Genomic DNA, 22608 nt, shown 5'->3' on the forward strand with positions numbered 1-22608 from the left:
AGCCCGTCGAACGGAGACCTCCCGATGGCCGCAGGAGCCGCACCCCCCAACGGCCGCACCCCGCACGAGGGCGAGCGGACCGTCGGCGAGCTGTTCGCCGACGCCACCGCCGAACTGTCGAGCCTGGTGCACGACGAGATCGCGCTGGCCAAGGCCGAGATCAAGGCCGACGTGGTGCGCGGCGGCATCGGCACCGCGGCCGGCGTGGTGGCGGGCGTGGTGGCGCTGGCGGCCGTCCCGATGTTCTCCTTCGGCTTCGCCTGGGGCCTGCAGGCGCTGGGCATCACCACCGGCTGGTCGTTCACCATCGTCGGCGGGGCGTACGTGCTGATCGCCGCGCTGCTGGCGGTGATGATGATCCGCTACTTCAAGAAGATCAAGAAGCCGGAGCGCACCATCGCCGGCGCGCAGGCCACCGCCGAGGTGCTGAAGAACGCCCGGCCGCGGCCGGCCACCAAGGAGGAGATCGACCGGGCGCTGGGCCGGATCCGGTGAGCACCGGCCGGTAACGGTTGCGCGCGTGGGTGAGTGCCGGGCGGGTGCGAGGAGTGCGGATGTGACAGGCTGCGGGTATGTCGTTGGACCAGAAGCCAGTGGATGAGACCACTCCCGTCCCCGTCCCGCCCGCGCCCGGGGAGCCGTGGGAGGTCCGCTCGGCCGGACCGTGGACGCACCGGGACCTGGCGGCGAACGGCGCGCGCTTCCACATCGCCGAGCTCGGCGAGGGCCCGCTGGTGCTGCTGGTGCACGGCTGGCCCGAGTACTGGTGGGCCTGGCGGCACCAGCTGACGGCGCTGGCCGCGGCGGGCTTCCGGGCGGTCGCGCTGGACCTGCGCGGCATGGGCGGCTCGGACCGCACCCCGCGCGGCTACGACCCGGGCAACCTGGCGCTGGACGTCACCGGCGTGATCCGCTCGCTCGGCGAGCGGCAGGCGCACCTGGTCGGGCACGCCACCGGCGGCACGCTGGCCTGGGTGGCGGCGGTGATGCGCCCCTCGGTGATCCGCAGCCTGACGGTGGTCTCGGCCGCGCACCCGCGGCACCTGCGCCGGGCGCTGCTGACCGACCGCCGGCAGATCGCCGCGTTCGAGCACGTGCTGGGCTTCCAGCGGCCGTGGATCCCGGAACGCCGGCTGGTCGCGGACGACGGGGCGCTGGTCGGCGAGTACCTGCGGGCCTGGACCGGCCCGAACATGCTGCCCGCCGAGGCGGTGGCGGCGTACCGGAAGGCGATCCAGGTGCCGAGCACCGCGCACTGCTCGATCGAGCCGTACCGCTGGCTGATGCGGTCGATGGCGCGGCCGGACGGCATCCAGTTCGCCCGGCGGATGAAGAAGCAGATCACCGCGCCGGTGCTGCACGTGCAGGGCGCCTCCGACCCGGTGCTGCTGTCGCGGACGGCGCTGGGGGCGGGCGAGTTCGTGTCGGCGCCGTACCGGTGGCGGCTGCTGCCGGGGGTCGGGCACTTCCCGCACGAGGAGGTCCCGGAGGAGTTCACCGCGGAGCTGATCGAGTGGGTCCGGCAGCACCAGGGGGACTGAGCGGCCGGGGGCCAACCGTCCCCCGTCCCGGTCCAGTTGGCTGCGTTCATATGACAAGCGCATAGGCCAGTCGGCGGGCTCGGCGGCGGTTACTCCGGGCGGCCCAGGGGAATCCCTCCGGTATGACCTGGATGCCCGATCGAGAAGCCCAGCCGCGCCGACGCCGCCGTGGCAGCAGCAGCTCGCAGCAGCACGCCCCGCAGCCGGAGTGGCCCGACGAGCCCACCGGGCGGACGCCACGCGGCGCGGGATACCGGCTCGGCATTCCCAGGATCATCGGACGGCGCGCCCGCTGGGTCGGCGCCCGGCTCCGCCGGGAGGGGTGACAGCGCCCCCGGCCCGCGCGGGCCCGGTCCGCGCGGAGGGCCGCAGGGCCGACCGACACGGAGACGGCCGGGGCCGGTACGGAGGAGTTCCGTACCGGCCCCGGCCGTTCGCACCGTCCGGGCGGCGGCGCTCAGCCCAGCACGCCCGGCGAGATCGCGGTCGACCACAGCAGCAGGCCGAAGGTCGCCACCGTCATCACCGGCACCAGGACCTTGGTCTCCATGTCGTTGCCGGTGCGCTTGATCAGCACGATCTCGTAGCGCTCCTTGTGCGGCCACAGCAGCGGCGACCCCTGCTTGGTCAGGCAGTCGCCGAGCAGGTGCGCCAGGGTGCCCAGGGCCACCGCGTACGGGAGCCAGCCCGGGGCGTTGGGCAGCCAGGTGAGCATGCCGAAGGTGCCGAGCGCGGCCAGGCCGACCACCGTCGCCCAGGAGGCGGCGCCGTGGCCCGGCGGGTGCAGGCGCAGCGCCTTGATCGCCATCGCGAGCAGGAAGAACGACAGGCCGATGGTGAACCAGCGGCCGACGAAGGTGATCCCGGCCCAGCTGCCCGCGCCCATCAGCGCGACGAACAGCAGCGAGTGGGTGGCGTGCCGGTGCCCGCCCGAGACCCAGCCGACGAAGCGGCACAGCACCTTGGAGACCGGGCCGAGGAAGTTGGCGATGGTGCCGTCGTGGTGGTCCAGGTCCGGCAGCAGGGCCGCGCCCGCGCACAGCACGGTGCCCATCAGCACGTCGGCCGGCTGCAGGTGCATGCCGATCAGCGGCGGGACGAACGGCGCGGTGGCCGCGAACAGCAGAGCGCCGCTGACCGCGTGCGAGTGACCCATCATGACGTGTGTCCGACCTCCCGGAGGGCTCCTGCCGCGGGCGGCCCGGTTCGGCCGTTCGGGTGAGCTCGGCCGACGCTACCAGGAGCGGCGGACGGTCCGTCAGAGCGTGTTCGGCGCCAGCGGGGACGGGCCCGGCGCCCGGCCGGTCACAGCGCGCAGCCCTCGGTGCTGACCTTCCCGGCGGCGCCGGCGCCCTGCACCGCGTCCTCCCGCACCTCGGCGGCGGTCAGCACGTAGCCGGTGTCGGAGCTGTCCAGCGACTTGGCGAACACCACCCCGTACACCTGCCCGTCCGGGGTGAGCAGCGGGCCGCCGCTGTTGCCCTGGCGGACCAGCGAGCGCACCGAGTAGACGTCCCGGACGACCTGGCCGCGGTGGTAGATGTCCGGGCCGTTGGCCTGGATCCGGCCGCGGACCCGGGCGGGCTGGACGTTGAACGCGCCGTTCTCCGGGAAGCCCGCGACGATCGCCGAGTCGTTGGAGCGGGCCTCCCCCGCGAAGGACAGCGGCGGGGCGTTCAGCTTCGGGACGTCCAGCACCGCGATGTCGCGCTGCCAGTCGTAGCGGACCACCGTCGCGTCGTACAGCTGCCCGGTGCCGCCGATCTGCACGGTCGGCTCGTCGACGCCGCCGACCACGTGGGCGTTGGTCATCACCCGGTGCGGGGCGAACACGAAGCCCGAGCCCTCCAGGGTCTTGCCGCAGGCCGTCGCCGTGCCGAGCACCTTCACCAGCGAGCCCTTGGCCCGCAGCACCCCCGGGCTGTTCGCCAGCTCCGGGTCGGGCGGCTCCACCTCGGTGATCGGCTCCTGCTCGAACGGGTTGAACACCTGCGGGAAGCCGTTGCGGGCCAGGTCCTGGCTCAGGTCGGAGAACCAGTTCGGGGCGCTGTCCGGCAGCGCCTCCTGCACCGTGCCGAGCACCGTCGAACTGCGGACCTGCTTGGAGACGGTGGGCAGCGAGGTGCCCGCCAGCGCCGAGCCGATCAGCCAGGCCACCAGCAGCATCGACAGCACGTTGACCAGCGCGCCGCCGACCGCGTCCAGGGTCTTCACCCTGCCCCGGCCGATCCGGCCGCGCAGCTTCCACCCGAAGTGCGTGGTGACCGCCTGCCCGATCGCCGCCAGCACGATCACCACCACCACCGCCACCACCGACGCGGTGGTGCCCGGCGAGAGGTGGCGCAGCAGCAGCGGCAGCAACTGGACGGCGACCAGGCCGCCGCCCAGGAACCCCAGCACCGAGAGCGCGCCGACCACGAACCCCTGCCGATAGCCGGACACGGCGAAGCCGAGCGCGGCGGCGATCAGCAGCAGATCCAGGACATTCACCCGAACACCCTCCCACGTCCCGCCAGGCGGGGGACAGCGCTCCCCGGCGGTCGCCCGATCGGGTCAACCCGGCGGGCGGCCCGGCCCCGGAAGTTGGGACGGTCTGACCATCCGACCATTGCGCCGCGCCGGCCGGCGCGACCGGCGATCAGGAGCCGAACCGTGGAACAACCCAGGTGGGACGTCCCCGTGGTGGACCGCACCGAGTTCCAGCCCGCCCTGGACATGCCCCCGCCCGGCCCGCAGAACCGGCTCACCGTCCTGCTCCGCCTGCTGCTGCTGGTCCCGCAGTACGTGGTGCTGTGGGTGCTGTCACTGGTCGCCTTCGTCGTCGTGGTGATCGGCTGGTTCGGCGCCCTGTTCGGCGGCCGGCTGCCGCGCTTCGCCGCCGACTGGCTGAGCGGCTACCTCGGCTACGCGACCCGGGTGCACGGCTCCTCACTGCTGCTCACCGACCGCTACCCGCCGTTCCGGTTCGACGCCCTGGACCACCCGATCCGGATCGAACTGCGCCCCGGCGGCCCGCTGAACCGGCTCGCGGTGTTCTTCCGGCTGCTGCTGGCGATCCCCGCCGCGATCGTCGAGGGCCTGCTGCTGACCGGCTGGTGGGCGCTGTCCTTCGTCAGCTGGCTGATCGTCCTGGTGCTCGGCCGGATGCCGCAGGCGCTCTACGAGGCCACCGCGGCGGTGCTGCGCTACTGGATGCGGTTCCAGGCGTACCTGCTGCTGCTCACCCCGGCCTACCCCAAGGCCGTGTTCGGCGACCCGGCCGACTCCGAGCCGACCCGCTCCGCGACCCGGCCGCTGGTGCTGACCGGGCCCGCGAAGGCGCTGCTGGTGGTCTACCTGGTGCTCGGGGTGATCGGGTCGGCGGCGAGCTCGGTCACCACCGACTGGGACTCGTACGAGGACGGCGGCAGCGTGTCGACCACGGCGCCGCCGAACCGCTGAGGGCCCGGCCCCGGGTCAGGAGCCGTGGCGCTGCGCGAGCGTCACGGCCTCCTCGGACAGCTCGACGGTGCGCCGGTCGTCCCAGGGCCGCTCCAGGCCGCTGAAGTGCAGCACCCGGTCGATCACCCCGGCCGTGAAGCCCCACACCAGCCGGCCCGCCACCTGGAACGCCGGGCCGGTGAACCCCGACGGGTGGCGCAGCTTCGCCCGGTTCGCCGGATCGGCCAGCTCGGCCAGCGGCACCCGGAACACCGCGCCGGTCTCCGCCGGATCGACCACCGCGACCGGCGACTCCACCCGCCACCAGCCCAGCACCGGCGTCACCACGAACCCGCTGACCGGGATGTACAGCGCGGGCAGCCGGGCGAACAGCTGCACGCCCGACGCGTCCAGGCCGGTCTCCTCGACCGCCTCGCGCAGCGCCGCCGCGAGCGGACCGCCGCCCGCCGGGTCGCCGTCCTCCGGGTCCAGCGCGCCGCCCGGGAACGACGGCTGCCCCGCGTGCGACCGCAGGCTGCGGGCCCGCTCGATCAGCAGCAGGTCGGGACCGGCCGGGCCCTCGCCGAACAGCATCAGCACCGCGGACGGGCGACCGCCCTCGGCCGGCGGCAGGAACCGGCTCAACTGCTCGGGCACCGCCCGCTCGGCGGCCTCCCGCACCGGCACCAGCCACGCCGGCAGGCCGTCCCGGACCAGCGCGGGCGCCGTCACGAGCCCTCCCCCACACCCGCCGCGCCCGCCGCCGCCTCACCCGGGAAGTCCGCCGGGGGCCGCAGCCGCTGGCCGGGCTGACCGGCCAGCTCGTACTTGAGCAGCTTCCGGGCCCGTTCCGGGTCGGTCTCCCCCACCCCGTACGACGGGCACAGCGGCGCGATCGGGCAGGCCCCGCAGGCGGGCTTGCGGGCGTGGCAGACCCGGCGGCCGTGGAACACCACCCGGTGCGAGAGCATCGTCCACTCCGACTTCGGGAAGATCGCCATCACGTCGGCCTCGACCTTCTCCGGGTCCTCCTCGACCGTCCAGCCGAAGCGGCGGGCGAGGCGTCCGAAGTGGGTGTCGACGGTGATCCCGGCCCCGCCGAACGCGTTGCCGATCACCACGTTCGCGGTCTTCCGGCCCACGCCCGGCAGCGTGACCAGGTCCTCCAACGTGCGCGGCACCTCGCCGTCGTAGCGGTCGCGCAGCGCGATCGCCAGCCCGATCAGCGACTTCGCCTTCGCCCGGAAGAACCCGGTCGGCCGGATGATCTCCTCCAGCTCCTCCGGCACCGCCACCGCGAGGTCCTCCGGCTCCGGGTACTTCGCGAACAGCGCCGGCGTCGTCTGGTTCACCCGCAGGTCGGTGGTCTGCGCCGACAGCACCGTCGCCACCAGCAGCTGGAACGGCCCGTCGAAGTCCAACTCCGGGTGCGCGTACGGGTACAGCTCCGCCAGCTCCCGGTTGATCCTGCGGGCCCGCCGCACCATCCCCAGGTGCGTCTCGGGCTTCTTCCGCCCGGCCTTCGCGGCCTTGCTCTCTGCCATGCACGAAGGCTACGCCGAAGCGGCCCGGCCACGGCCGGGAATCGGCCACGGCCCGGCCGCCGCCGGAGCGGTGGGGATCAGCGGGGGCGGGAGCGGAGGGTGCGGAGGGAGGCCAGGGCGCCGAGGAGGGCGAGGGCGGCGGCGCCGCGGAAGGCGGCGGAGAAGCCGTGGGTGAGGGCGGCCGGGTCGGTGAGGTCGCGGGCGCCGTCGGCGGCGGCGACGGCGGTCATGGCGGCCAGGCCGAGGGCGGAGCCGACCTGGTAGGAGGTGTTGACGATGCCGGAGGCGAGGCCGCCCTCGGCGGGGTCGGGGACGGCCAGGGCGGTGCCGAGGGAGGGGATGAAGGCCAGCGACATGCCGACCGCGGCGAGCAGCGAGGCGGGCAGCACGTCGACCGCGAAGCTGCCGTCCGGGCAGGCCAGCGAGAGCCCGTACATGCCGGCCGCGAGGGCGGCGAGGCCGGTGACGACCAGGGGCTTGGGGCCGAAGCGGGCGATCAGCCGGGGCGCCAGCACGATCATCATCAGCATGATCGCGGCGGTCATCGGGAGCAGCGCCGCGCCCGAGGCGAAGGCCCCCAGGCCGAGCACCTGCTGCAGGTAGAGGTTGAGGAAGAACCACATCGGGATCCAGGCCGCCGCCATCAGCAGCTGTGCCAGGTTGGCCCCGGCCAGGTTCGGCGCGCGCCAGATGCCGAGCCGGATCAGCGGCTCGCGGCGGCGGGACTGCAGCAGCACGAACCCGGCGGTCAGCAGCAGGCCCGCCCCGAGCACCAGCCAGGTCCCGGCCGAGCCCCAGCCCGCCTGCGGGGCGCGGACGATCGCGAAGACGGTGACGGCCAGTCCGGCGGTGACGGTGGCCGCGCCGAGCCAGTCGACCGTGCCGCGGCGGGCCGTCCCGGCGGGCAGCACGGCCGGGACGGCGGCGAGCACGGCCAGCGCCACCGGCACGTTGATCCAGAACACCCACGGCCAGCTGGCGTACTGGGTGATCAGGCCGCCCAGGAACACGCCCGCGGTGCCGCCGGCCGGGGCGGCCGCGCCGTACAGGGCGATGGCCCGGGGCAGTTCGGTCGGGCGCGGGCCGAAGAGCGCCATCAGCAGGGCGAGCGCCGCCGGGGCGATCAGCGCGGAGCCGGCGCCCTGGACGGCGCGGCCGGCCAGTTCGACGCCCGCGGTGCCGGCCAGGCCGGCCAGCAGCGAGCCGGCGGCGAGGACCGCCCAGCCGGTGGCGAAGACCCGCCGGGCGCCGAACAGGTCGGAGAGCCGGCCGCCGAGCAGCAGCAGGCCGCCGAAGGCGATCACGTACGCGTTGAAGACCCAGGAGAGGTTCTCCTGGGAGAACCCGAGCGCGGAGCGCATCTCCGGCAGGGCCACGCCGATGATCGAGGTGTCCATGATGACCACGAACTGGGCGAGGGCGATCAGGGCGAGCGCCGTCCAACGGCGCGGTGCGGGTGGTGCGCTGGGGTCGGACATGGTCGGGGCTCCTCTGCAGATATACCGGGAGGGGGTATGCGGGGGACGGGCGGGTGCGCCGAACGGGGCCCGTCAGTGCTGGTGGGCCGGGGCGGAGGCGGAGGCGGGGGCGCCCGTGGGCGCGGGTGCGCCGGCGGTGAGGGTGAAGGCGGCGGTGTGGACGGCACCCCCGTGCCGGAAGTCGAGGAAGAGGCGGTACTCGCCCGGACTGGGGGCGGTCGCGGTGAAGTCGACCTCCGGGCCGGGGGCGGTGGCGCCGTCGCCGGGCGCGCCCTCGGGGTGGACGTGCAGGTAGCCGAGGTCGCCGGCCCGCAGGACGACCAGGTGGCCGTACGCGGCGAGGTAGGGGTCGAGGTCGGTGACCGGGCGGCCGTCCCGGGAGACGGTGAAGGCGAGGCGGCCGGGCCGCCCGGGGGTCAGCTCGCCGGCGAGGGTGAGGGTGTAGCCGTCGACGGTGACGGTGCGGCCGGTCTGCGGGAGGGCCGCCGGACGGTAGTCGCCGGCGGCGCGCAGGTCGGCGCCGAGGGTGAGCGGGTCGGTCTCGGCGGCCGGGGTGAAGTCGGCGAAGACCCGGTAGTCGCCGGCCTCGGGGAGGGTCGCCGGGGCGGTCCAGGTGCCGTCGGCGGCGCGGACGGGGTGCAGGTGCTGGAAGTCGGTGAGGTCGCGGTTGGCGACGATCAGGTGCAGCTCCTTCTCGTGCGACGGCCGGTATTCGGTGAGCGGGCTCCCGTCCGGGGCGAGGACGCGGAAGCTCAGCTCGGTCGGGCCGCCGGCCGGGACGATCGTGCGCTGCAGACTGAGGACGTAGCCGCGGTCGGCGATCTGCAGGCCGCCGACCTGGTGGTCGCCGCGGGCGGCCGCGGGCTCCTCGCCCTGGGCGCCGTGCGCGGCGTGGGCGGCGTGCGGCCGGGCGGGGGCCGGGGCGGGGCCGACCGCGTGGCCGACGCCGTAGGCGGCGGTGAAGGCGGCGGCGAGGCCGGCGGTGAAGACGGTGACCTTGAGGGCGGTGTTCATGGTGCGCTCCCGTGGGTGTGGCGCGGGGTCGCTCCCGGAGGTTCCGGGGCGTTCCGACGCAGCGAGTAGATACCCCTGGGGGGTATGCGTCAACCAGGGCGGCGGGGCGACGGCATCCGCACAGCCCGCATCGATGCAGCTCAGGCGGGGTGCGATGGGGGTCGGAAATTCCCCCAGGAGCGGGGCGGGCGGAATCAGTGCTTGCGCTGCATACCCCCCGGGGGTATAACTGGAGACACGAGAGCCGATACCCCCACTGGGTATTGGAGGACCACACCGGAGGTTCCCATGTCCTGCTGCTCCACCAACGGCACCTGCTCCACCACCGAGACCGCGACCGTCGACCCGGCCGCCGTCACCACCGTCTTCACCGTCGCCGGGATGACCTGCGGCCACTGCGAGCAGGCCGTCGGCAAGGCGGTCGGCGCGCTGGAGGGCGTGCGGGCCGTCCGGGTCGACGTGCGGAACGGCCTGGTGAGCGTCGACTCGGCGGCCGGGCTGGACGACTCGGCCGTGCGCGCCGCCGTCGACGAGGCCGGCTACGAGCTGACCGGCCGGGCCTGAGAGACACCCGCAGCACCCCGGCGCCGTCCGGGGAGAGACCACGAGGAGCCCTGATGACCACCCAGGCAGCACCCGCCTCCACCGAGGTGGAACTCCGCATCGGCGGCATGACGTGCGCGTCCTGCGCCGCGCGGATCGAGAAGAAGCTCAACCGCATGGACGGCGTCCGGGCCAGCGTCAACTACGCCACCGAGAAGGCCAAGGTGGTCGTCGACGGGCCCGTGGACGTCGCCGACCTGATCGCCACCGTCGAGGCCACCGGCTACACCGCCGCGCTCCCCGAGCCGCCGGCCGCGGCGCCGGAGGCGGACGGCGCCACACCGGCCGACGAACTGGCGCCGCTGCGGCAGCGCCTAGTGGCGGCCGTCGCGCTGGCCGTGCCGGTGATCGCGATGGCGATGGTGCCCGCCCTCCAGTTCGACAACTGGCAGTGGCTGTCGCTGACCCTGGCCGCCCCGGTGGTCACCTACGCCGCCTGGCCGTTCCACAAGGCCGCCTGGACCAACGCCCGGCACGGCGCCGCCACCATGGACACCCTGGTCTCGCTCGGCACCGGCGCCGCGTTCCTCTGGTCGCTGTGGGCGCTGTTCTTCGGCGACGCGGGCATGCCCGGGATGCGGCACGGCTTCGAGTTCACCATCGCCCGCTCGGACGGCTCCTCGAACATCTACCTGGAGGCGGCGGCCGGCGTCACCGCGTTCATCCTGGCCGGACGCTACTTCGAGGCCCGCTCGAAGCGGACCGCGGGCGCCGCGCTGAAGGCCCTGCTGGCACTCGGCGCCAAGGACGTCACCGTGCTGCGCGAGGGCCGCGAGGTCCGCCTGCCGGTCGGGCAGTTGGCGGTCGGGGACCGGTTCGTAGTGCGCCCCGGCGAGAAGATCGCCACCGACGGCACCGTGGTCGAGGGCAGCTCCGCCGTGGACGCCTCGATGCTCACCGGCGAGTCCGTCCCCGTCGAGGTCGGGCCCGGCGACACCGTCACCGGCGCCACCGTCAACGCGGGCGGCCGGCTGGTCGTCGAGGCCACCCGGATCGGCGCCGACACCCAACTCGCCCGGATGGGCCGACTCGTCGAGGACGCCCAGAACGGCAAGGCCGCCGCCCAGCGCCTGGCCGACCGGATCTCCGGCGTGTTCGTGCCGATCGTGATCACCCTGGCGCTGGCCACCCTGGGCTACTGGCTGGGCACCGGCGAGGGCTGGAGCGCCGCGTTCACGGCCGCCGTCGCGGTGCTGATCATCGCCTGCCCGTGCGCCCTCGGCCTGGCCACCCCCACCGCCCTGCTGGTCGGCACCGGCCGCGGCGCCCAACTCGGCATCCTGATCAAGGGCCCCGAAGTCCTGGAGAACACCCGCAAGGCCGACACCGTCCTCCTCGACAAGACCGGCACCGTCACCACCGGCCGGATGACCCTGCTCGCCCTCCACACCGCCGACGGCACCACCGAGGACGAGGCGCTGCGGCTGGCCGGCGCCCTCGAACACGCCTCCGAACACCCCATCGCCCAAGCCATCGCCACCGCCGCCCGCGAACGCCTCGGCGACCTGCCCCCCGTCGAGGACTTCACCAACATCCCCGGCCTCGGCGTCCAGGGCACCGTCGACGGCCACACCGTCGTCGCCGGACGCGAAGCACTGCTCGCCGACCGGGCCCAGCACCTGCCCGCCGCCCTCGCCGCCGCCAAGACCACCGCCGAGCGGGCCGGACGCACCGCCATCGCGGTCGGCTGGGACGGCGCGGCCCGGGCCGTCCTGGAAGTCGCCGACGCCGTCAAGCCGAGCAGTGCCGAGGCCGTCGCCGAACTGCGCGCCCTGGGCCTGCGCCCGATCCTGCTCACCGGCGACAACCGCCTGGTGGCGGAAGCGGTGGCCGCCGAGGTGGGCATCCCCGCCCGGGACGTGATCGCCGAAGTCCTCCCCGAGGACAAGGTCACCACCGTCCAGCGCCTCCAGGCCGAGGGCCGCACCGTCGCCATGGTCGGCGACGGCGTCAACGACGCCGCCGCCCTCGCCCAGGCCGACCTCGGCCTCGCCCTCGGCACCGGCACCGACGCCGCCATCGAAGCCGCCGACCTCACCCTCGTCCGCGGCGACCTGCGCTCCGCCGCCGACGCCATCCGCCTCGCCCGCCGCACCCTCGCCACCATCAAGGGCAACCTGTTCTGGGCCTTCGCCTACAACACCGCCGCCCTCCCCCTCGCCGCCGCCGGACTCCTCAACCCGATGATCGCCGGCGCCGCCATGGCCTTCTCCTCCGTCTTCGTGGTCGGCAACAGCCTGCGGCTGCGGACCTTCAGGGCCCGCTGAGCGGAACCGCCGAACCGCACGGCCACAGCCACGGCCACAGGGTCCGGCCCGGGAATCGTCCCGGGCCGGACCCGGTCAGTTTCCGAGAAGCCGGGGAGGGCCCTCCGTTCCTAGGATCGAAGACGTCAGCAGGGAACGGGAACGGCAACGGGAGGACCGGTCATGGCGGAGAAGCACGAGGGTTTCACGGCGGACGAGCGCGCGGCGATGAAGGAGCGCGCCAAGGAGCTCAAGGCGGAGTCCAAGCGGGCGTCCGCCGCGGCGAAGGCCGCCGAGGCCGAGAAGGACCTGCTGGAGAAGATCGAGGAGATGCCGGAGGAGGACCGGGTGCTGGCCCGGCGCTTCCACGAACTCGTCGCCGAGGCCGCGCCGGAGCTCGCCCCGAAGACCTGGTACGGCATGCCCGCCTACAACAACGCCGACGGCAAGCCGGTCTGCTTCTTCCAGAGCGCCGCCAAGTTCAAGTCCCGCTACGCGATGATCGGCTTCAGCGACAACGCCAGGCTGGACGACGGCGCGATGTGGCCGACCTACTTCGCGATCGCCGACCTGGGCGAGGCGGAGGCCGCCCGGATCACCGAGCTGCTGAAGCGCGCCGTCTCCTGAACGGGCGGATATGAATCAACCCGACCGGCCGTCATCAATGAACTGATGACGGCCGGTCGCGCTTGCGTTCGTCAATTGACTGACGTCCAGCCGTGGACGGTGGACGGCCCCCGCCGCCCCCGCCGCGCGCTCCGAGCGCGCGGGGCGGTCAGTCGTACGCGCGGAGGGTGAGCAGGGCGGACAGCGTGACGCCCGGGCGGGCCTCGTTCTCGGTGGCGGCGGACCAGCGGGCCCAGTTGATCGGCCAGCCGCCGTCCGGGAGCCGGCGGGCGGCGAGGTGGTCGAGGCCGCGTTCGAGCTCGGTGTCGGTGAACCAGGCGCGGGCCAGGCTGTCCGGGTGGGGCGCGTAGTCGTGCGGGAGGTGGAACTCGCCGGGCGCGTAGCCGGGGGCGAGCCGGACCCGCTCGGGGTGGGCCGGGTCGAGCAGCACCAGGCGCTGTTCGCGGACCGCCTCGCCGAGGCGGGCGGCCTGTTCGGCGGCCCAGGCCCGGTCGGGGGCGGCGTCGAGGAAGCCGACGGCGGTGATCACCTCGTACGGGTGGGTGGTGCCGATGGTCTCGATCGCGTGGCGGCAGAAGGCTTCCGCGCCGGTCAGCCAGGGGTGGCGCAGGCCGGAGCGGAGCAGCGGGGCGGCGATCTGGCCGGTGGAGAGCAGTTCGGCGGGCGGGTCGTCGGCGATCGGCAGGAAGGGCGGGTGCGGGTAGTCGCGCAGGCTCGGCAGGACGGCCGGGACGCCGCCCCGCCCGGTGGTCAGGGTGCTCGCCCAGTCGCAGAGTTCGGTGCCGCGCGGGCCGTCCAGGGCGCCGGCCTCGGCGAGGATCCGGGCGGCCGCGCCGGCCGCGAGGGGTTGGGCGGCGGGCCCCCGGACGTCGGGTTCCAGGCCATACGCCCAGCCGCCGTCCGGAGTGCGGTAGGCGTCCAGGGCGGCCAGGACACCGGCCGGGTCTGGGGCGGGGCCGAAGAGGTGCGCGAAACGCCGCTGTTCGAGGACCCGGCCCGCCGTCCACAGGTAGTCGGCTGCCCGTTCGATCGTGCTGTCGTCGATGCGTGCCATGGCCCGACCGTACGGGCCGGGAAAAAGTTCCGCGAGGACCGATGAGTTCCGCCGGGGCGGCCCGTCTTCTCCTGTGACAGCAAGCACGGAGCAGGCGGAACGGACGGAGACGCGCGAGATGAGCACCGAGCAGCAGGTCAAGGGACCGGCCAGCTACTTCCCCTCCATCGAGAAGAAGTACGGGCGCCCGATCGCCGAGTGGCAGCAGCTGATCGGCGACTCGCCGCTGACCAAGCACATGGAGCTGGTCGCCTGGCTGAAGTCCGAGTACGGGCTGGGGCACGGCCACGCCAACGCGCTGGTCGCGTACCACCTCGCCGCCGCCAAGTGACCACCGACATCCAGCAGGGAGTGGGAATGACCGAGTACGTGACCTCCGCCGACGGCACCCGGATCGCCTACCAGGTGGCGGGTGACGCCGGCCCGGCCGTGGTGGTCGTGGACGGCGCGATGTGCCACCGCGCGTTCGGCCCCTCCGGCCCGCTGGCCGCCGAACTGGCCGGTGCGCACAGGGTGTTCAGCTACGACCGGCGCGGGCGCGGCGAGAGCGGCTCGGGCGGGCCGTACGCCGTGGAGCGGGAGGTGGAGGACCTGGCGGCGGTCGTCGCGGCGGCGGGCGGCCGGGCGACGCTGCTCGGCGTGTCCTCCGGCGCGGCGCTGGCGCTGCGGGCGGCCGGGTCCGGCATCGGGGTGGAGCGGGTGGTGGCGTACGAGCCGCCGTTCAGCACCACCGACGAGCAGCGGGCCCGGTTCAAGGAGTACCGGGCGGGCGTCGAGCGGGACGTGCTGGCGGGCGAGCCGGGCGACGCGGTGGCCCGGTTCATGACCTTCGTCGGCTCGCCCGAGCCGATGGTCGCCCAGCTGCGCGAGTCGCCGGTCTGGCCGGCCTTCGTGGCGGTGGCGCCGACCCTGGTCAACGACGCTGAGGTGCTGGACGGGGCGGAGGGCGCGCCGGTGCCGGGCGCCCTGCTGGCCGGGCTGCCGGTGCCGGTGCTGGTGGCCGACGGCGGGGACAGCCCGGCCCTGCTGCGCGACGCGGCCGCCGCGACGGCCGCCGCCGCGGGCGCGGAGTACCGCACCCTGGCGGGGCAGACCCACGAGGTCGCGCCGGACGTGCTGGGGCCGATGGTGGCCGGGTTCATCGCCCGGGGCTGAGCCGCGGGGGCCGCGCCGGCCGGCCCCTCCCCCGGGCTAGGGCGCGTCGACCAGGCGGCGCAGCAGGCGGCTGAGGCCGTCGCCGTCAAGGGCGGGCGTGCCGTGGGCGGCGGGGGCGAAGAAGGCGCGGTCGACGGCCTCGACGGTCGGGACGGCGGCGCGGGCGAGGGCGGTGCCGCGCGGGGTGATGCGCAGGCGGCGGGCCCGGGTGTCGTCCGGATCGGTGGTGCGGTCGAGCAGGCCCTTGGCCTCCAGCTTCCGGACCACCTGGGAGGTGGTCCGGACGTCGGTGCCCGCCTGCGCGGAGAGCTCCTGCTGGTTGGGGACGGCGCCCTGCTCGTTGAGCCACCAGGCGCAGGAGAGCAGTACGAACTGCGGGTGCGTCAGGTCGTAGGGGGCGAGGGCGGCGGCGACCTCGCGCTGCCAGCGCAGGGTGGTGTGCCACAGCCAGAAGCCGGGGCTGTTAGCCGGGCCTTCGACCAGTCCGTCCATGGCGCGCTCCTTCGTGGGTTCCGGTGGGTCGGGTCGTGCGTTCCGGGCGGTCGTCACGGGCGGGCGGTCGTCCGGGGCGGTCGTGCGCTCTGGGGAGCGTACGTTCCGGGCGGTCGTACGTTTCAGGCGGTCAGGCCACCCGCTCGGCGCGGGCGAGCAGGGCGGCCATCGCCTCCGGGAAGTCCTCGGTGATCATCGGGCCGAGTTCGGGGCCGAGCCGGTCGACGTCCGGGCCGGTGATCTCCAGGCGGTGGACCACCCGGGTGCCGCCGTTGGGGAGGGCGGTGAGGGTGTGCGAGAAGTCCAGCACGGCGCCGCCGAACCCGGTGCGGTCGGCGTAGGCGCGTCCGGGCTCGATCCGGGTGATGACGGAGACGATCGGCTCCTGCCCGATCGGGGTCATCGTGACCGTGCCGCCGACCTCGAACGGGCCGTCCAGGGCGACGGCCTCCATCGAGGTGTCCCAGTCCGTCCAGTGGTCCAGGTCGCTGAGCACCGCCCAGACGGCGTGCGGAGCGGCGGCGGTCTCGGCGGTGTACTCGTGCTGCCACATGGCGGTTCCCCCTTGCACTCGACTTCATCTATGCGGAGATTATCCCTGCGGGGATCATCTCTGCAAGGGGCGCCCCGGACGGCGGACGGCGGCCCGGAAAGGCACTGCACCGTTTTCCCCCGCCCTGCTACGGTCGGGACGAATTCGACCCGGCGGGAGCCGCTGGGACAGACCAGAGGAGAACCGACTCCGATGCATGATGCCCGCGTCCTGATCGACCTGGGGGACGAAGCCGTCCGGCTTCTGGCACGTCGCGGCTACACGCTCGACCTGTCCGCGCTGGAGGCGCTGCAGTCCCGCCGCAACAGCGGCATCCAGGCCGGCGACGAGCTGCGGGCCCGCTCGAAGCAGGTCGCCCAGGAGGTGCAGCGCACCGCGAAGCAGGGCGGGGACGTCGGCGAGCTGAAGGAGACCGCCCGGGCGCTCAAGGAGCAGGTCCAGCAGAACGAGGCGGAGCTGGAGCAGGTCCGGCAGGAGCTGACCGACCTGCTGCTGACCATCCCCAACCTGCCCGACGACGAGGCCCCCGACGGCTTCTCCGACGCGGACGCCCGCGAGCTGCGCCGGGTCGGCGAGCCGCCGCGCTTCGACTTCACCCCCAAGGACCACGTCGACCTCGGCGAGGCGATGGGCATCCTGGACTTCGGCCGGGCCGCCAAGCTGTCGGGCTCGCGCTTCAGCGTGCTGCGCGGCGCCGGCGCCGCTCTGGAGCGGGCGATCGCCTCGCTGCTGCTGGACGTGCACACCCGCCGGCACGGGTACGTCGAGCACGCCGTGCCGTACCTGGTGAACCGGCGCACCATGACCGGCACCGGCCAGCTGCCGAAGTTCGAGGAGGACCTGTTCAAGACCGGCGTCGCGGACCGGGACCTGTTCCTGATCCCGACCGCCGAGGTGCCGCTGACCAACCTGTACGCGGACGAGATCGTCCCGCCGGCCGAGCTGCCGCTGGCGCTCACCGCGTACACCCCGTGCTTCCGTTCGGAGGCCGGCTCCTACGGGCGGGACACCCGCGGGCTGATCCGGATGCACCAGTTCTCGAAGGTCGAGATGGTGCGGATCTGCGCGGCCGAGCAGGCCCGGGAGCAGATGCAGCTGATGGTCTCGCACGCCGAAGCCTGCCTGCAGGAGCTCGAACTCGCCTACCGGGTCGTCGCGTTGGCGGCCGGTGACACCGGCTTCTCGGCGCAGCTGACCTACGACCTGGAGGTGTGGCTGCCTGGTCAGGAGACCTACCGGGAGATCTCCTCGGTGTCGGACTTCGGCACCTTCCAGGGCCGCCGGGCCGGTATCCGCACCCGCGACGAGAAGGGCAAGCCGACCCCGGCCGCCACCATCAACGGCTCGGGCCTGCCGCTGGCCCGCACCATCGCGGCGGTGCTGGAGCAGCACCAGCAGGCGGACGGCTCGGTGCTGCTGCCGAAGGCCCTGCACCCGTACCTCGGCTTCGCCCGGATCGCCGCCGACGGCACCCCCGTCGAGGAGTAGGACCGGCCGGAGCGGCAAGGGAGTTGACGGCGCGCGGCGCGGTGCCGCGCGCCGTCGGCGTGTCCGGGCACCGGGCGGGGGCGCGGCGGGAAGAGCGGAGAAAGGGCACGGGGAGGGCGTGCGTCCTGCCGGGCGGGGTAGCTGACACCGCGTTACCGTCGGTGGATGGGAGAGGCGGCGAAGCCGGTGTGGCTGGCGAGGGCGGCGATCGGGTGCGGGTTGGCGGCGGTGCTGCTGCTGGCCGCCGGGGCGGGGCTGCGCGGGGCCCTGGTGGTGGCGGTCGGGGCGGCGGCCCTGGTGCTGATGGCCGTCGGGGTGTGGTGGGCGCTGTCGCGGCGCGGGCCGGTGCGCTGGTTCGGCGTGCTGCTGGCGGTGGCCGCCCCGGCGGGCGCGCTGGCGCTGTACGTGGGCGGCGGGACGTGGCCGTGGGTGCTGGGCGCGCTGGCGCTGTGGGCGGTCGGCCTGGCGCTGGCCCGGGCGGCGCTGCGCTCGGCGCGGCACACCCGGGAGATGCCGGAGCGGGAGGTCGATCCGCCGCGCCGCCCCGTCCTGATCATGAATCCGAAGTCCGGCGGCGGGAAGGTCGAGAAGTTCGACCTGGCCGGGCGGGCCCGTGAGCTGGGCGCGGAGGTGGTGCTGCTCGACCCGTCCGCCCAGCAGGACGTCACCGAGCTGGCCGAGCGGGCCGTCGCGGACGGCGCCGACCTGCTGGGGGTGGCGGGCGGCGACGGCACCCAGGCGCTGGTCGCGCAGGTCGCGGCCCGGCACGGGCTGCCGTTCCTGGTGGTGTCGGCCGGCACCCGCAACCACTTCGCGCTCGACCTCGGCCTGGACCGCAACGACCCGGCCCGCTGCCTGGACGCGCTGACCGACGGCGTCGAGCTCCGGGTCGACCTGGGCGAGGTCGCGGGCCGGGCCTTCGTCAACAACGTCTCGTTCGGCACCTACGCGGAGGTCGTCCGCAACCCCGAGTACCGGGACGCGAAGGCCGCCACGGTCCTCGCCATGCTGCCGGACCTGCTGGTCGGCTACGCGGGCGCGCGGCTGACCGCCGAGACCGGCGGGGAACGGCTGGAGGACCCGCAGGCGGTGCTGGTCAGCAACAACCCGTACGACGCGGGCGACCTGCTCGACCCCGGGCGGCGCTCCCGGATGGACCTCGGGCGGCTCGGCGTGCTGGGCGTCCGGGTGGACGGCGCGGCGCAGGCCGCGGACCTGGCGCTGCGTGGTACGAGTGCGGAGGCGGTGACGGTGCTGGTCGGCCGCGAGGTGGTGGTGACGGCGGACGTCGCGACCATCCCCGTCGCGGTGGACGGCGAAGCCCTGGAGCTGGACGTGCCGGTGCGCTGCGTGATCCGGCCCGGCGCGCTGCGGGTCCGGGTCCCGCGCGAGCGGCCGGGCACGGTGGCGCCCGTGCCGCCCCTGAGATGGAGCCGGCTGGCGCACCTCGCGTCGGGCCGGGTGGACACGAACGGCGGTGTGCGGTGAAGGCGTTGAACCAGTGGGTGCCGACCGGGCGGCGGGTGGTGGAGGACCTGTCGGCGGTGGACCTGGCGGTGTACGCGGCGGTGGCCGCGACGCCGACCCCGACCCTGGACGAGCGGCTGCGGCAGCTCTCCACCGCCGCGAACCACTCGAAGATCTCGATCGCCCTGGCCTGCGGGCTGGCCCTGGTGCCGGGCCGGCCGCGCCGGGCGGCGGCGGTCGGGCTGGCGTCGGTGGCGGTGGCCTCGGCGACGGCGAACCTGCTGGGCAAGTCGCTGGCCCGGCGCAAGCGGCCGGACCGGGAGGCCGGCAAGGTGCCGCAGGCGCGGTTCGTGCCGATGCCGGAGTCGGCGTCGTTCCCCTCCGGGCACACCGCGTCCGCGTTCGCGTTCGCGGCCGGCGTGGCCTCGGTGCTGCCGTGGGCGGCGGCCCCGCTGGGTCTGCTGGCCACCTCGGTCGGCTACTCCCGGGTGCACACCGGCGTCCACTATCCGGGGGACGTCATCGCGGGCGCGCTGCTGGGGACGGTCGCGGGGAGCGTGGTGGCGGGCGTCGACGAGTGGTGGCCGGGCCGCTGACCGCTCCCGGGTCGCCCGGACAGGGCTCAGGGGGTCTCCGCCGCGCGGAGGGTGAGGAGCATGGTGGTGCCGCCGCCCGGGGTGTCCTCGGCGGTGAGGGTGCCGCCCATCGCCTCGGCGAGGCCGCGGGAGAGGGCGAGGCCGAGGCCGGTGCCGGTGGTGTTGTCGGTGTCGCCGAGGCGCTGGAAGGGCAGGAAGACCCGGTCGCGGTCCTCGGGCGGGATGCCGGGGCCGCGGTCGACGACCCGGATCTCGACCCGGTCGGCGTGGGCGGAGGCGGTGACCAGGACGGGGGCGCCGGGCGGGTTGTGGCGCAGCGCGTTGGCGAGGACGTTGGCGAGGACGCGTTCGAGCAGCGGCGGGTCCGCGAGGACCGGCGGGACGGCCTCGGTGACGGCGCTGCGGACGGGCGCGTCGGGGGTGGCGAGCGCGTCGAGGGCGGCGGGCAGCACCTCGTCCAGGTGGGTGGGGCGCAGGTGCGGGGTGAGGGCGCCGGCCTGGAGGCGGCTGAGGTCGAGCAGGTTGTCGACCAGCCGGGTGAGGCGGTGCAGGGACTCGTCGGCGAGGGTGAGGAGTTCGGCCCGGTCCTCGGCGGAGAAGTCGACGTCCGGGCTGCGCAGCGAGCCGACCGAGGCGAGGGCGGCCGCCAGCGGGGTGCGCAGGTCGTGGCTGACGGCGGCGAGCAGGGCGGTGCGCATCCGGTCGGCGGCGCGGATCGGTTCGACCTCGGCGGCGGCGGTGGCGAGCCGGTCGCGTTCCAGGGCGGCGGCGAGGTGGGCGCCGAACGCGGCGAGGACGCGCTGGTCGGTGTCGGGCAGGCGGCGGCCGGTGAGCCGCAGCAGGGCGTCCGGGCCGACGGGCAGGTCGGTGGTGTGGACGGGGTCGGCGGTCGCGGTGGTGTCGGGGCTCTCGGCGGGGCTCTCGGCGGGGCTCTCCACGGGGCTCTCCACGGCGTCCAGGGCCCGGCCGGTGGCGCGGTCGAGCAGGGTGACGGTGTCCAGGCCGAAGGAGGTGCGGGTGCGTTCCAGCAGGGCGGGGACGGCGTCGGCGCCGCGCAGCACGGAGCCGGCCAGGGTGGAGAGGGTCTCCGCCTCGGCGGTGGCGCGGGCGGCCCGGGCGGTCTGCCGTCCGGCGTGGTCGACGACGGTCGACACGCACAGGGCGACGGCGGCGAACACGGCGAGCGCGATGAAGTTGTTGGCCTCGCCGATGGTGAAGGTGTGCACGGGCGGGATGAAGTAGTAGTTCAGCAGCAGCGAGGCGGCCAGTGAGGCGAGCAGCGCGGAGACCGCGCCGCCGAGCAGCGCGACGGCGACGACGCCGAGTTGGAGGATCAGCGCGTCGGTGGTGAGGTTCAGCGCGTGGTGCGCCTGGGAGAGGGCGGCGGTCAGCATCACGGGGACGGCGAGCCCGGCCGCGTATCCCGAACGGGTGCGGCGGCGGGAGTGGCGGCGGCCCAGCGGGGGGAGCCGGCCGCGGCCGGTGAAGGCGTGGGTGACCATGTGGACGTCGATGTCCTCGGAGCGGTCGACGGTGGTCTCGCCGATGCCGGGGCCGGTCAGGAAGCGGTTCAGCCGGCCGCGCCGGCTGGTGCCGAGGACCAGCTGGGTGGCGTCCCGGGCGCGGGCGAAGGCGAGCAGCGCCTCGGGGATGTCGTCGCCGACCACCGAGTGGTAGCTGCCGCCGAGCGACTCGACCAGCCGCCGCTGCTCGGCGAGCCGGCCCGGGGAGGCGCCGGCCAGGCCGTCGCTGCGGGAGACGTGCACGGCGAGCAGTTCGCCGCCCGCGGCCCGGTCGGAGATCCGGGCGGCGCGGCGGATCAGCGTGACGCCCTCGGGGCCGCCGGTGAGCGCGACCACCACCCGTTCGCGGGTCTCCCAGACCCGGTCGATCCGGTGCGCGGCCCGGTAGTCGCGCAGGCCCTCGTCGACCCGGCCGGCCAGCCAGAGCAGGGCGAGTTCGCGCAGCGCGGTGAGGTTGCCGATCCGGAAGTAGTGGGCGAGCGCGGCGTCGACCTGTTCGGCCCGGTACACGTTGCCGTGGGCGAGGCGGCGGCGCAGCGCCTGCGGGGCCATGTCGACGAGTTCGATCTGGTCGGCGCGCCGGACCACCTCGTCCGGGACGGTCTCGCGCTGCGGGACGCCGGTGATCTTCTGGACGACGTCGTTGAGCGATTCGAGGTGCTGGATGTTGACGGTGGTGACGACGTCGATGCCGGCGGCGAGCAGTTCCTCGACGTCCTGCCAGCGCTTGGCGTGCCGGCCGCCGGGGACGTTGGTGTGGGCGAGTTCGTCGACCAGGGCGAGTTCGGGGCGGCGGGCGAGCAGCCCGTCCAGGTCGAGTTCGGCGAACTCGGCGCCCCGGTACTCCCGGGTGGCGCGCGGGAGTTGTTCCAGTCCGTCGAGCAGGCGGGCGGTGCGCGGGCGGTCGTGGGTGTCCAGCCAGCCGACCACCACGTCGGTGCCGCGCTCCCGGCGGCGGTGCGCCTCGTCCAGCATCCGGTAGGTCTTGCCGACGCCGGGCGCGGCGCCGAGGTAGACCCGCAGCCGGCCGGGCCGGCGGTCCTCGGGGTGCGGCCGGGGCCTGGGGTCAGCTGGCATGGCGGCTCTTCTCGGCTGTGGAACGCGGGAGTCGGCGGGGGACGCGTTCGGCCGGCCCGGACGGGGGAGCGTCCGGGCCGGCCTGCGCGGGGAACTGACGTGCCGTCACTTGAGGTCGGCGACGGCCTGGTTGAGCCGGAGGACGTTGACGCCGCCCTGGCCGAGGAAGCCGAGCGAGCGGCCGTCGGTGTGCTGGTCGACGAGCCGGTTCAACTGCTCGGCGGGGATGCTGCGTTCGCGGGCGACCCGGTTGACCTGCTCCCGGGCGTAGGCGACCGAGATGTGCGGATCGAGGCCGGAGCCGGAGGCGGTCAGCGCGTCGGGCGGGACGGTGGCGGGGTCGACGCCGTCGAAGGCGGCGACGGCGGCCCGGCGCTCCTCGACGGCCTTCAGCAGGTCGGCGCTGTTCGGGCCGAGGTTGGAGGCGCCGGAGGCGGTCGGGTCGTAGCCGCCGGCGGACGGGCGGGGCTGGAACCACTTGGGGTCGGGCTGGGCCGGGGCGTCCGGGGCGGCCCCGTCGGCCTTCGGCAGGTCGAAGGTCTGGCCGATCAGGCCGGAGCCGACCGGTCTGCCGTCGCTCTTCACGAGTGAGCCGTTGGCCCTTGCCGGGAAGGCGAGTTGGCTGATGCCGGTGACCAGCAGCGGGTAGGCGATGCCGAGGATCACGGTCATCACCAGCAGCATCCGCAGCGCGGTGAGGTGGGTGCGCAGGAAGACGGGCATGTCTCGT

General features: G+C 74.8%; 22 protein-coding genes. 11 read left to right on the forward strand and 11 right to left on the reverse strand.

Annotated features, from left to right (window positions below):
* The first annotated feature begins 24 nt into the window (after positions 1 to 24).
* The gene (locus KSE_RS17765) at positions 25 to 495 is read left to right on the forward strand and encodes a phage holin family protein (protein ID WP_014136711.1); all 471 of its coding nucleotides are present in this window, start codon (positions 25 to 27) and stop codon (positions 493 to 495) included.
* 77 nt (positions 496 to 572) lie between these two features.
* Positions 573 to 1541: an alpha/beta fold hydrolase gene (locus tag KSE_RS17770; RefSeq protein WP_081539459.1), complete on the forward strand. Its 969-nt coding sequence runs from the start codon at positions 573 to 575 to the stop codon at positions 1539 to 1541.
* 457 nt (positions 1542 to 1998) lie between these two features.
* Here KSE_RS17770 and KSE_RS17775 read toward each other — a convergent pair whose 3' ends face one another.
* On the reverse strand, positions 1999 to 2697 hold the full coding sequence (locus tag KSE_RS17775; protein ID WP_014136713.1) for a metal-dependent hydrolase: 699 nt from the start codon (positions 2695 to 2697) through the stop codon (positions 1999 to 2001).
* A gap of 149 nt (positions 2698 to 2846) precedes the next feature.
* Positions 2847 to 4031, reverse strand: coding sequence for a MarP family serine protease (locus tag KSE_RS17780; protein ID WP_014136714.1), 1185 nt, complete (start codon positions 4029 to 4031; stop codon positions 2847 to 2849).
* A gap of 162 nt (positions 4032 to 4193) precedes the next feature.
* On the opposite strand from KSE_RS17780, the gene KSE_RS17785 reads away from it, so the two are divergent.
* On the forward strand, positions 4194 to 4982 hold the full coding sequence (locus KSE_RS17785) for a DUF4389 domain-containing protein (protein ID WP_014136715.1): 789 nt from the start codon (positions 4194 to 4196) through the stop codon (positions 4980 to 4982).
* Positions 4983 to 4997: 15 nt separating this feature from the next.
* Here the strand turns inward: KSE_RS17785 and KSE_RS17790 are convergent, their stop codons facing one another.
* From KSE_RS17790 to KSE_RS17805, 4 genes are all read right to left on the reverse strand, one after another.
* Complete coding sequence (locus KSE_RS17790; RefSeq protein ID WP_014136716.1) at positions 4998 to 5693, reverse strand: NUDIX hydrolase; 696 nt, start codon at positions 5691 to 5693, stop codon at positions 4998 to 5000.
* The gene (nth, locus tag KSE_RS17795; RefSeq protein WP_014136717.1) at positions 5690 to 6505 is read right to left on the reverse strand and encodes an endonuclease III; all 816 of its coding nucleotides are present in this window, start codon (positions 6503 to 6505) and stop codon (positions 5690 to 5692) included. The genes KSE_RS17790 and nth overlap by 4 nt, the downstream gene beginning before the upstream one ends.
* Before the next feature lie 77 nt (positions 6506 to 6582).
* Positions 6583 to 7983 carry an MFS transporter gene (locus KSE_RS17800; protein ID WP_014136718.1) on the reverse strand — a complete coding sequence of 467 codons (1401 nt, stop codon included), beginning with the start codon at positions 7981 to 7983 and terminating at the stop codon, positions 6583 to 6585.
* A 72-nt stretch (positions 7984 to 8055) separates the two neighbouring features.
* On the reverse strand, positions 8056 to 8997 hold the full coding sequence (locus KSE_RS17805) for a hypothetical protein (RefSeq protein WP_014136719.1): 942 nt from the start codon (positions 8995 to 8997) through the stop codon (positions 8056 to 8058).
* Between the two features lie 288 nt (positions 8998 to 9285).
* On the opposite strand from KSE_RS17805, the gene KSE_RS17810 reads away from it, so the two are divergent.
* The 3 genes from KSE_RS17810 to KSE_RS17820 all read left to right on the forward strand — a co-directional run bounded on the left by KSE_RS17810 (position 9286) and on the right by KSE_RS17820 (position 12473).
* On the forward strand, positions 9286 to 9561 hold the full coding sequence (locus KSE_RS17810; protein ID WP_014136720.1) for a heavy-metal-associated domain-containing protein: 276 nt from the start codon (positions 9286 to 9288) through the stop codon (positions 9559 to 9561).
* A 53-nt stretch (positions 9562 to 9614) separates the two neighbouring features.
* The gene (locus KSE_RS17815; protein ID WP_014136721.1) at positions 9615 to 11867 is read left to right on the forward strand and encodes a heavy metal translocating P-type ATPase; all 2253 of its coding nucleotides are present in this window, start codon (positions 9615 to 9617) and stop codon (positions 11865 to 11867) included.
* Between the two features lie 162 nt (positions 11868 to 12029).
* Complete coding sequence (locus KSE_RS17820) at positions 12030 to 12473, forward strand: iron chaperone (RefSeq protein WP_014136722.1); 444 nt, start codon at positions 12030 to 12032, stop codon at positions 12471 to 12473.
* A 148-nt stretch (positions 12474 to 12621) separates the two neighbouring features.
* Here the strand turns inward: KSE_RS17820 and KSE_RS17825 are convergent, their stop codons facing one another.
* Complete coding sequence (locus tag KSE_RS17825; RefSeq protein WP_014136723.1) at positions 12622 to 13527, reverse strand: hypothetical protein; 906 nt, start codon at positions 13525 to 13527, stop codon at positions 12622 to 12624.
* Positions 13528 to 13645: 118 nt separating this feature from the next.
* On the opposite strand from KSE_RS17825, the gene KSE_RS17830 reads away from it, so the two are divergent.
* Entirely contained in the window at positions 13646 to 13858 is a 213-nt protein-coding gene (locus KSE_RS17830) for a DUF4287 domain-containing protein (protein WP_014136724.1), read from the forward strand.
* A gap of 26 nt (positions 13859 to 13884) precedes the next feature.
* Positions 13885 to 14682: an alpha/beta fold hydrolase gene (locus tag KSE_RS17835; protein ID WP_014136725.1), complete on the forward strand. Its 798-nt coding sequence runs from the start codon at positions 13885 to 13887 to the stop codon at positions 14680 to 14682.
* 36 nt (positions 14683 to 14718) lie between these two features.
* Here the strand turns inward: KSE_RS17835 and KSE_RS17840 are convergent, their stop codons facing one another.
* Entirely contained in the window at positions 14719 to 15174 is a 456-nt protein-coding gene (locus KSE_RS17840; protein WP_014136726.1) for a MarR family winged helix-turn-helix transcriptional regulator, read from the reverse strand.
* A 130-nt stretch (positions 15175 to 15304) separates the two neighbouring features.
* Positions 15305 to 15727 (reverse strand): SRPBCC family protein, encoded by a 423-nt coding sequence (locus tag KSE_RS17845; RefSeq protein ID WP_014136727.1) that lies wholly within the window; start codon positions 15725 to 15727, stop codon positions 15305 to 15307.
* Positions 15728 to 15919: 192 nt separating this feature from the next.
* On the opposite strand from KSE_RS17845, the gene serS reads away from it, so the two are divergent.
* From serS to KSE_RS17860, 3 genes are all read left to right on the forward strand, one after another.
* The gene (gene serS / locus KSE_RS17850) at positions 15920 to 17215 is read left to right on the forward strand and encodes a serine--tRNA ligase (protein ID WP_014136728.1); all 1296 of its coding nucleotides are present in this window, start codon (positions 15920 to 15922) and stop codon (positions 17213 to 17215) included.
* Between the two features lie 165 nt (positions 17216 to 17380).
* Positions 17381 to 18703, forward strand: coding sequence for a diacylglycerol/lipid kinase family protein (locus tag KSE_RS17855; RefSeq protein ID WP_033259941.1), 1323 nt, complete (start codon positions 17381 to 17383; stop codon positions 18701 to 18703).
* Entirely contained in the window at positions 18700 to 19278 is a 579-nt protein-coding gene (locus KSE_RS17860) for a phosphatase PAP2 family protein (protein WP_014136730.1), read from the forward strand. The genes KSE_RS17855 and KSE_RS17860 overlap by 4 nt, the downstream gene beginning before the upstream one ends.
* A gap of 26 nt (positions 19279 to 19304) precedes the next feature.
* Here the strand turns inward: KSE_RS17860 and KSE_RS17865 are convergent, their stop codons facing one another.
* Positions 19305 to 21878, reverse strand: coding sequence for an ATP-binding protein (locus KSE_RS17865; protein WP_014136731.1), 2574 nt, complete (start codon positions 21876 to 21878; stop codon positions 19305 to 19307).
* Between the two features lie 105 nt (positions 21879 to 21983).
* Positions 21984 to 22601 carry a potassium-transporting ATPase subunit KdpC gene (kdpC, locus tag KSE_RS17870; RefSeq protein ID WP_014136732.1) on the reverse strand — a complete coding sequence of 206 codons (618 nt, stop codon included), beginning with the start codon at positions 22599 to 22601 and terminating at the stop codon, positions 21984 to 21986.
* Positions 22602 to 22608 lie beyond the last annotated feature (7 nt).

It is taken from the genome of Kitasatospora setae KM-6054 (genome assembly GCF_000269985.1).
Taxonomy (GTDB): Bacteria; Actinomycetota; Actinomycetes; order Streptomycetales; family Streptomycetaceae; genus Kitasatospora; species Kitasatospora setae.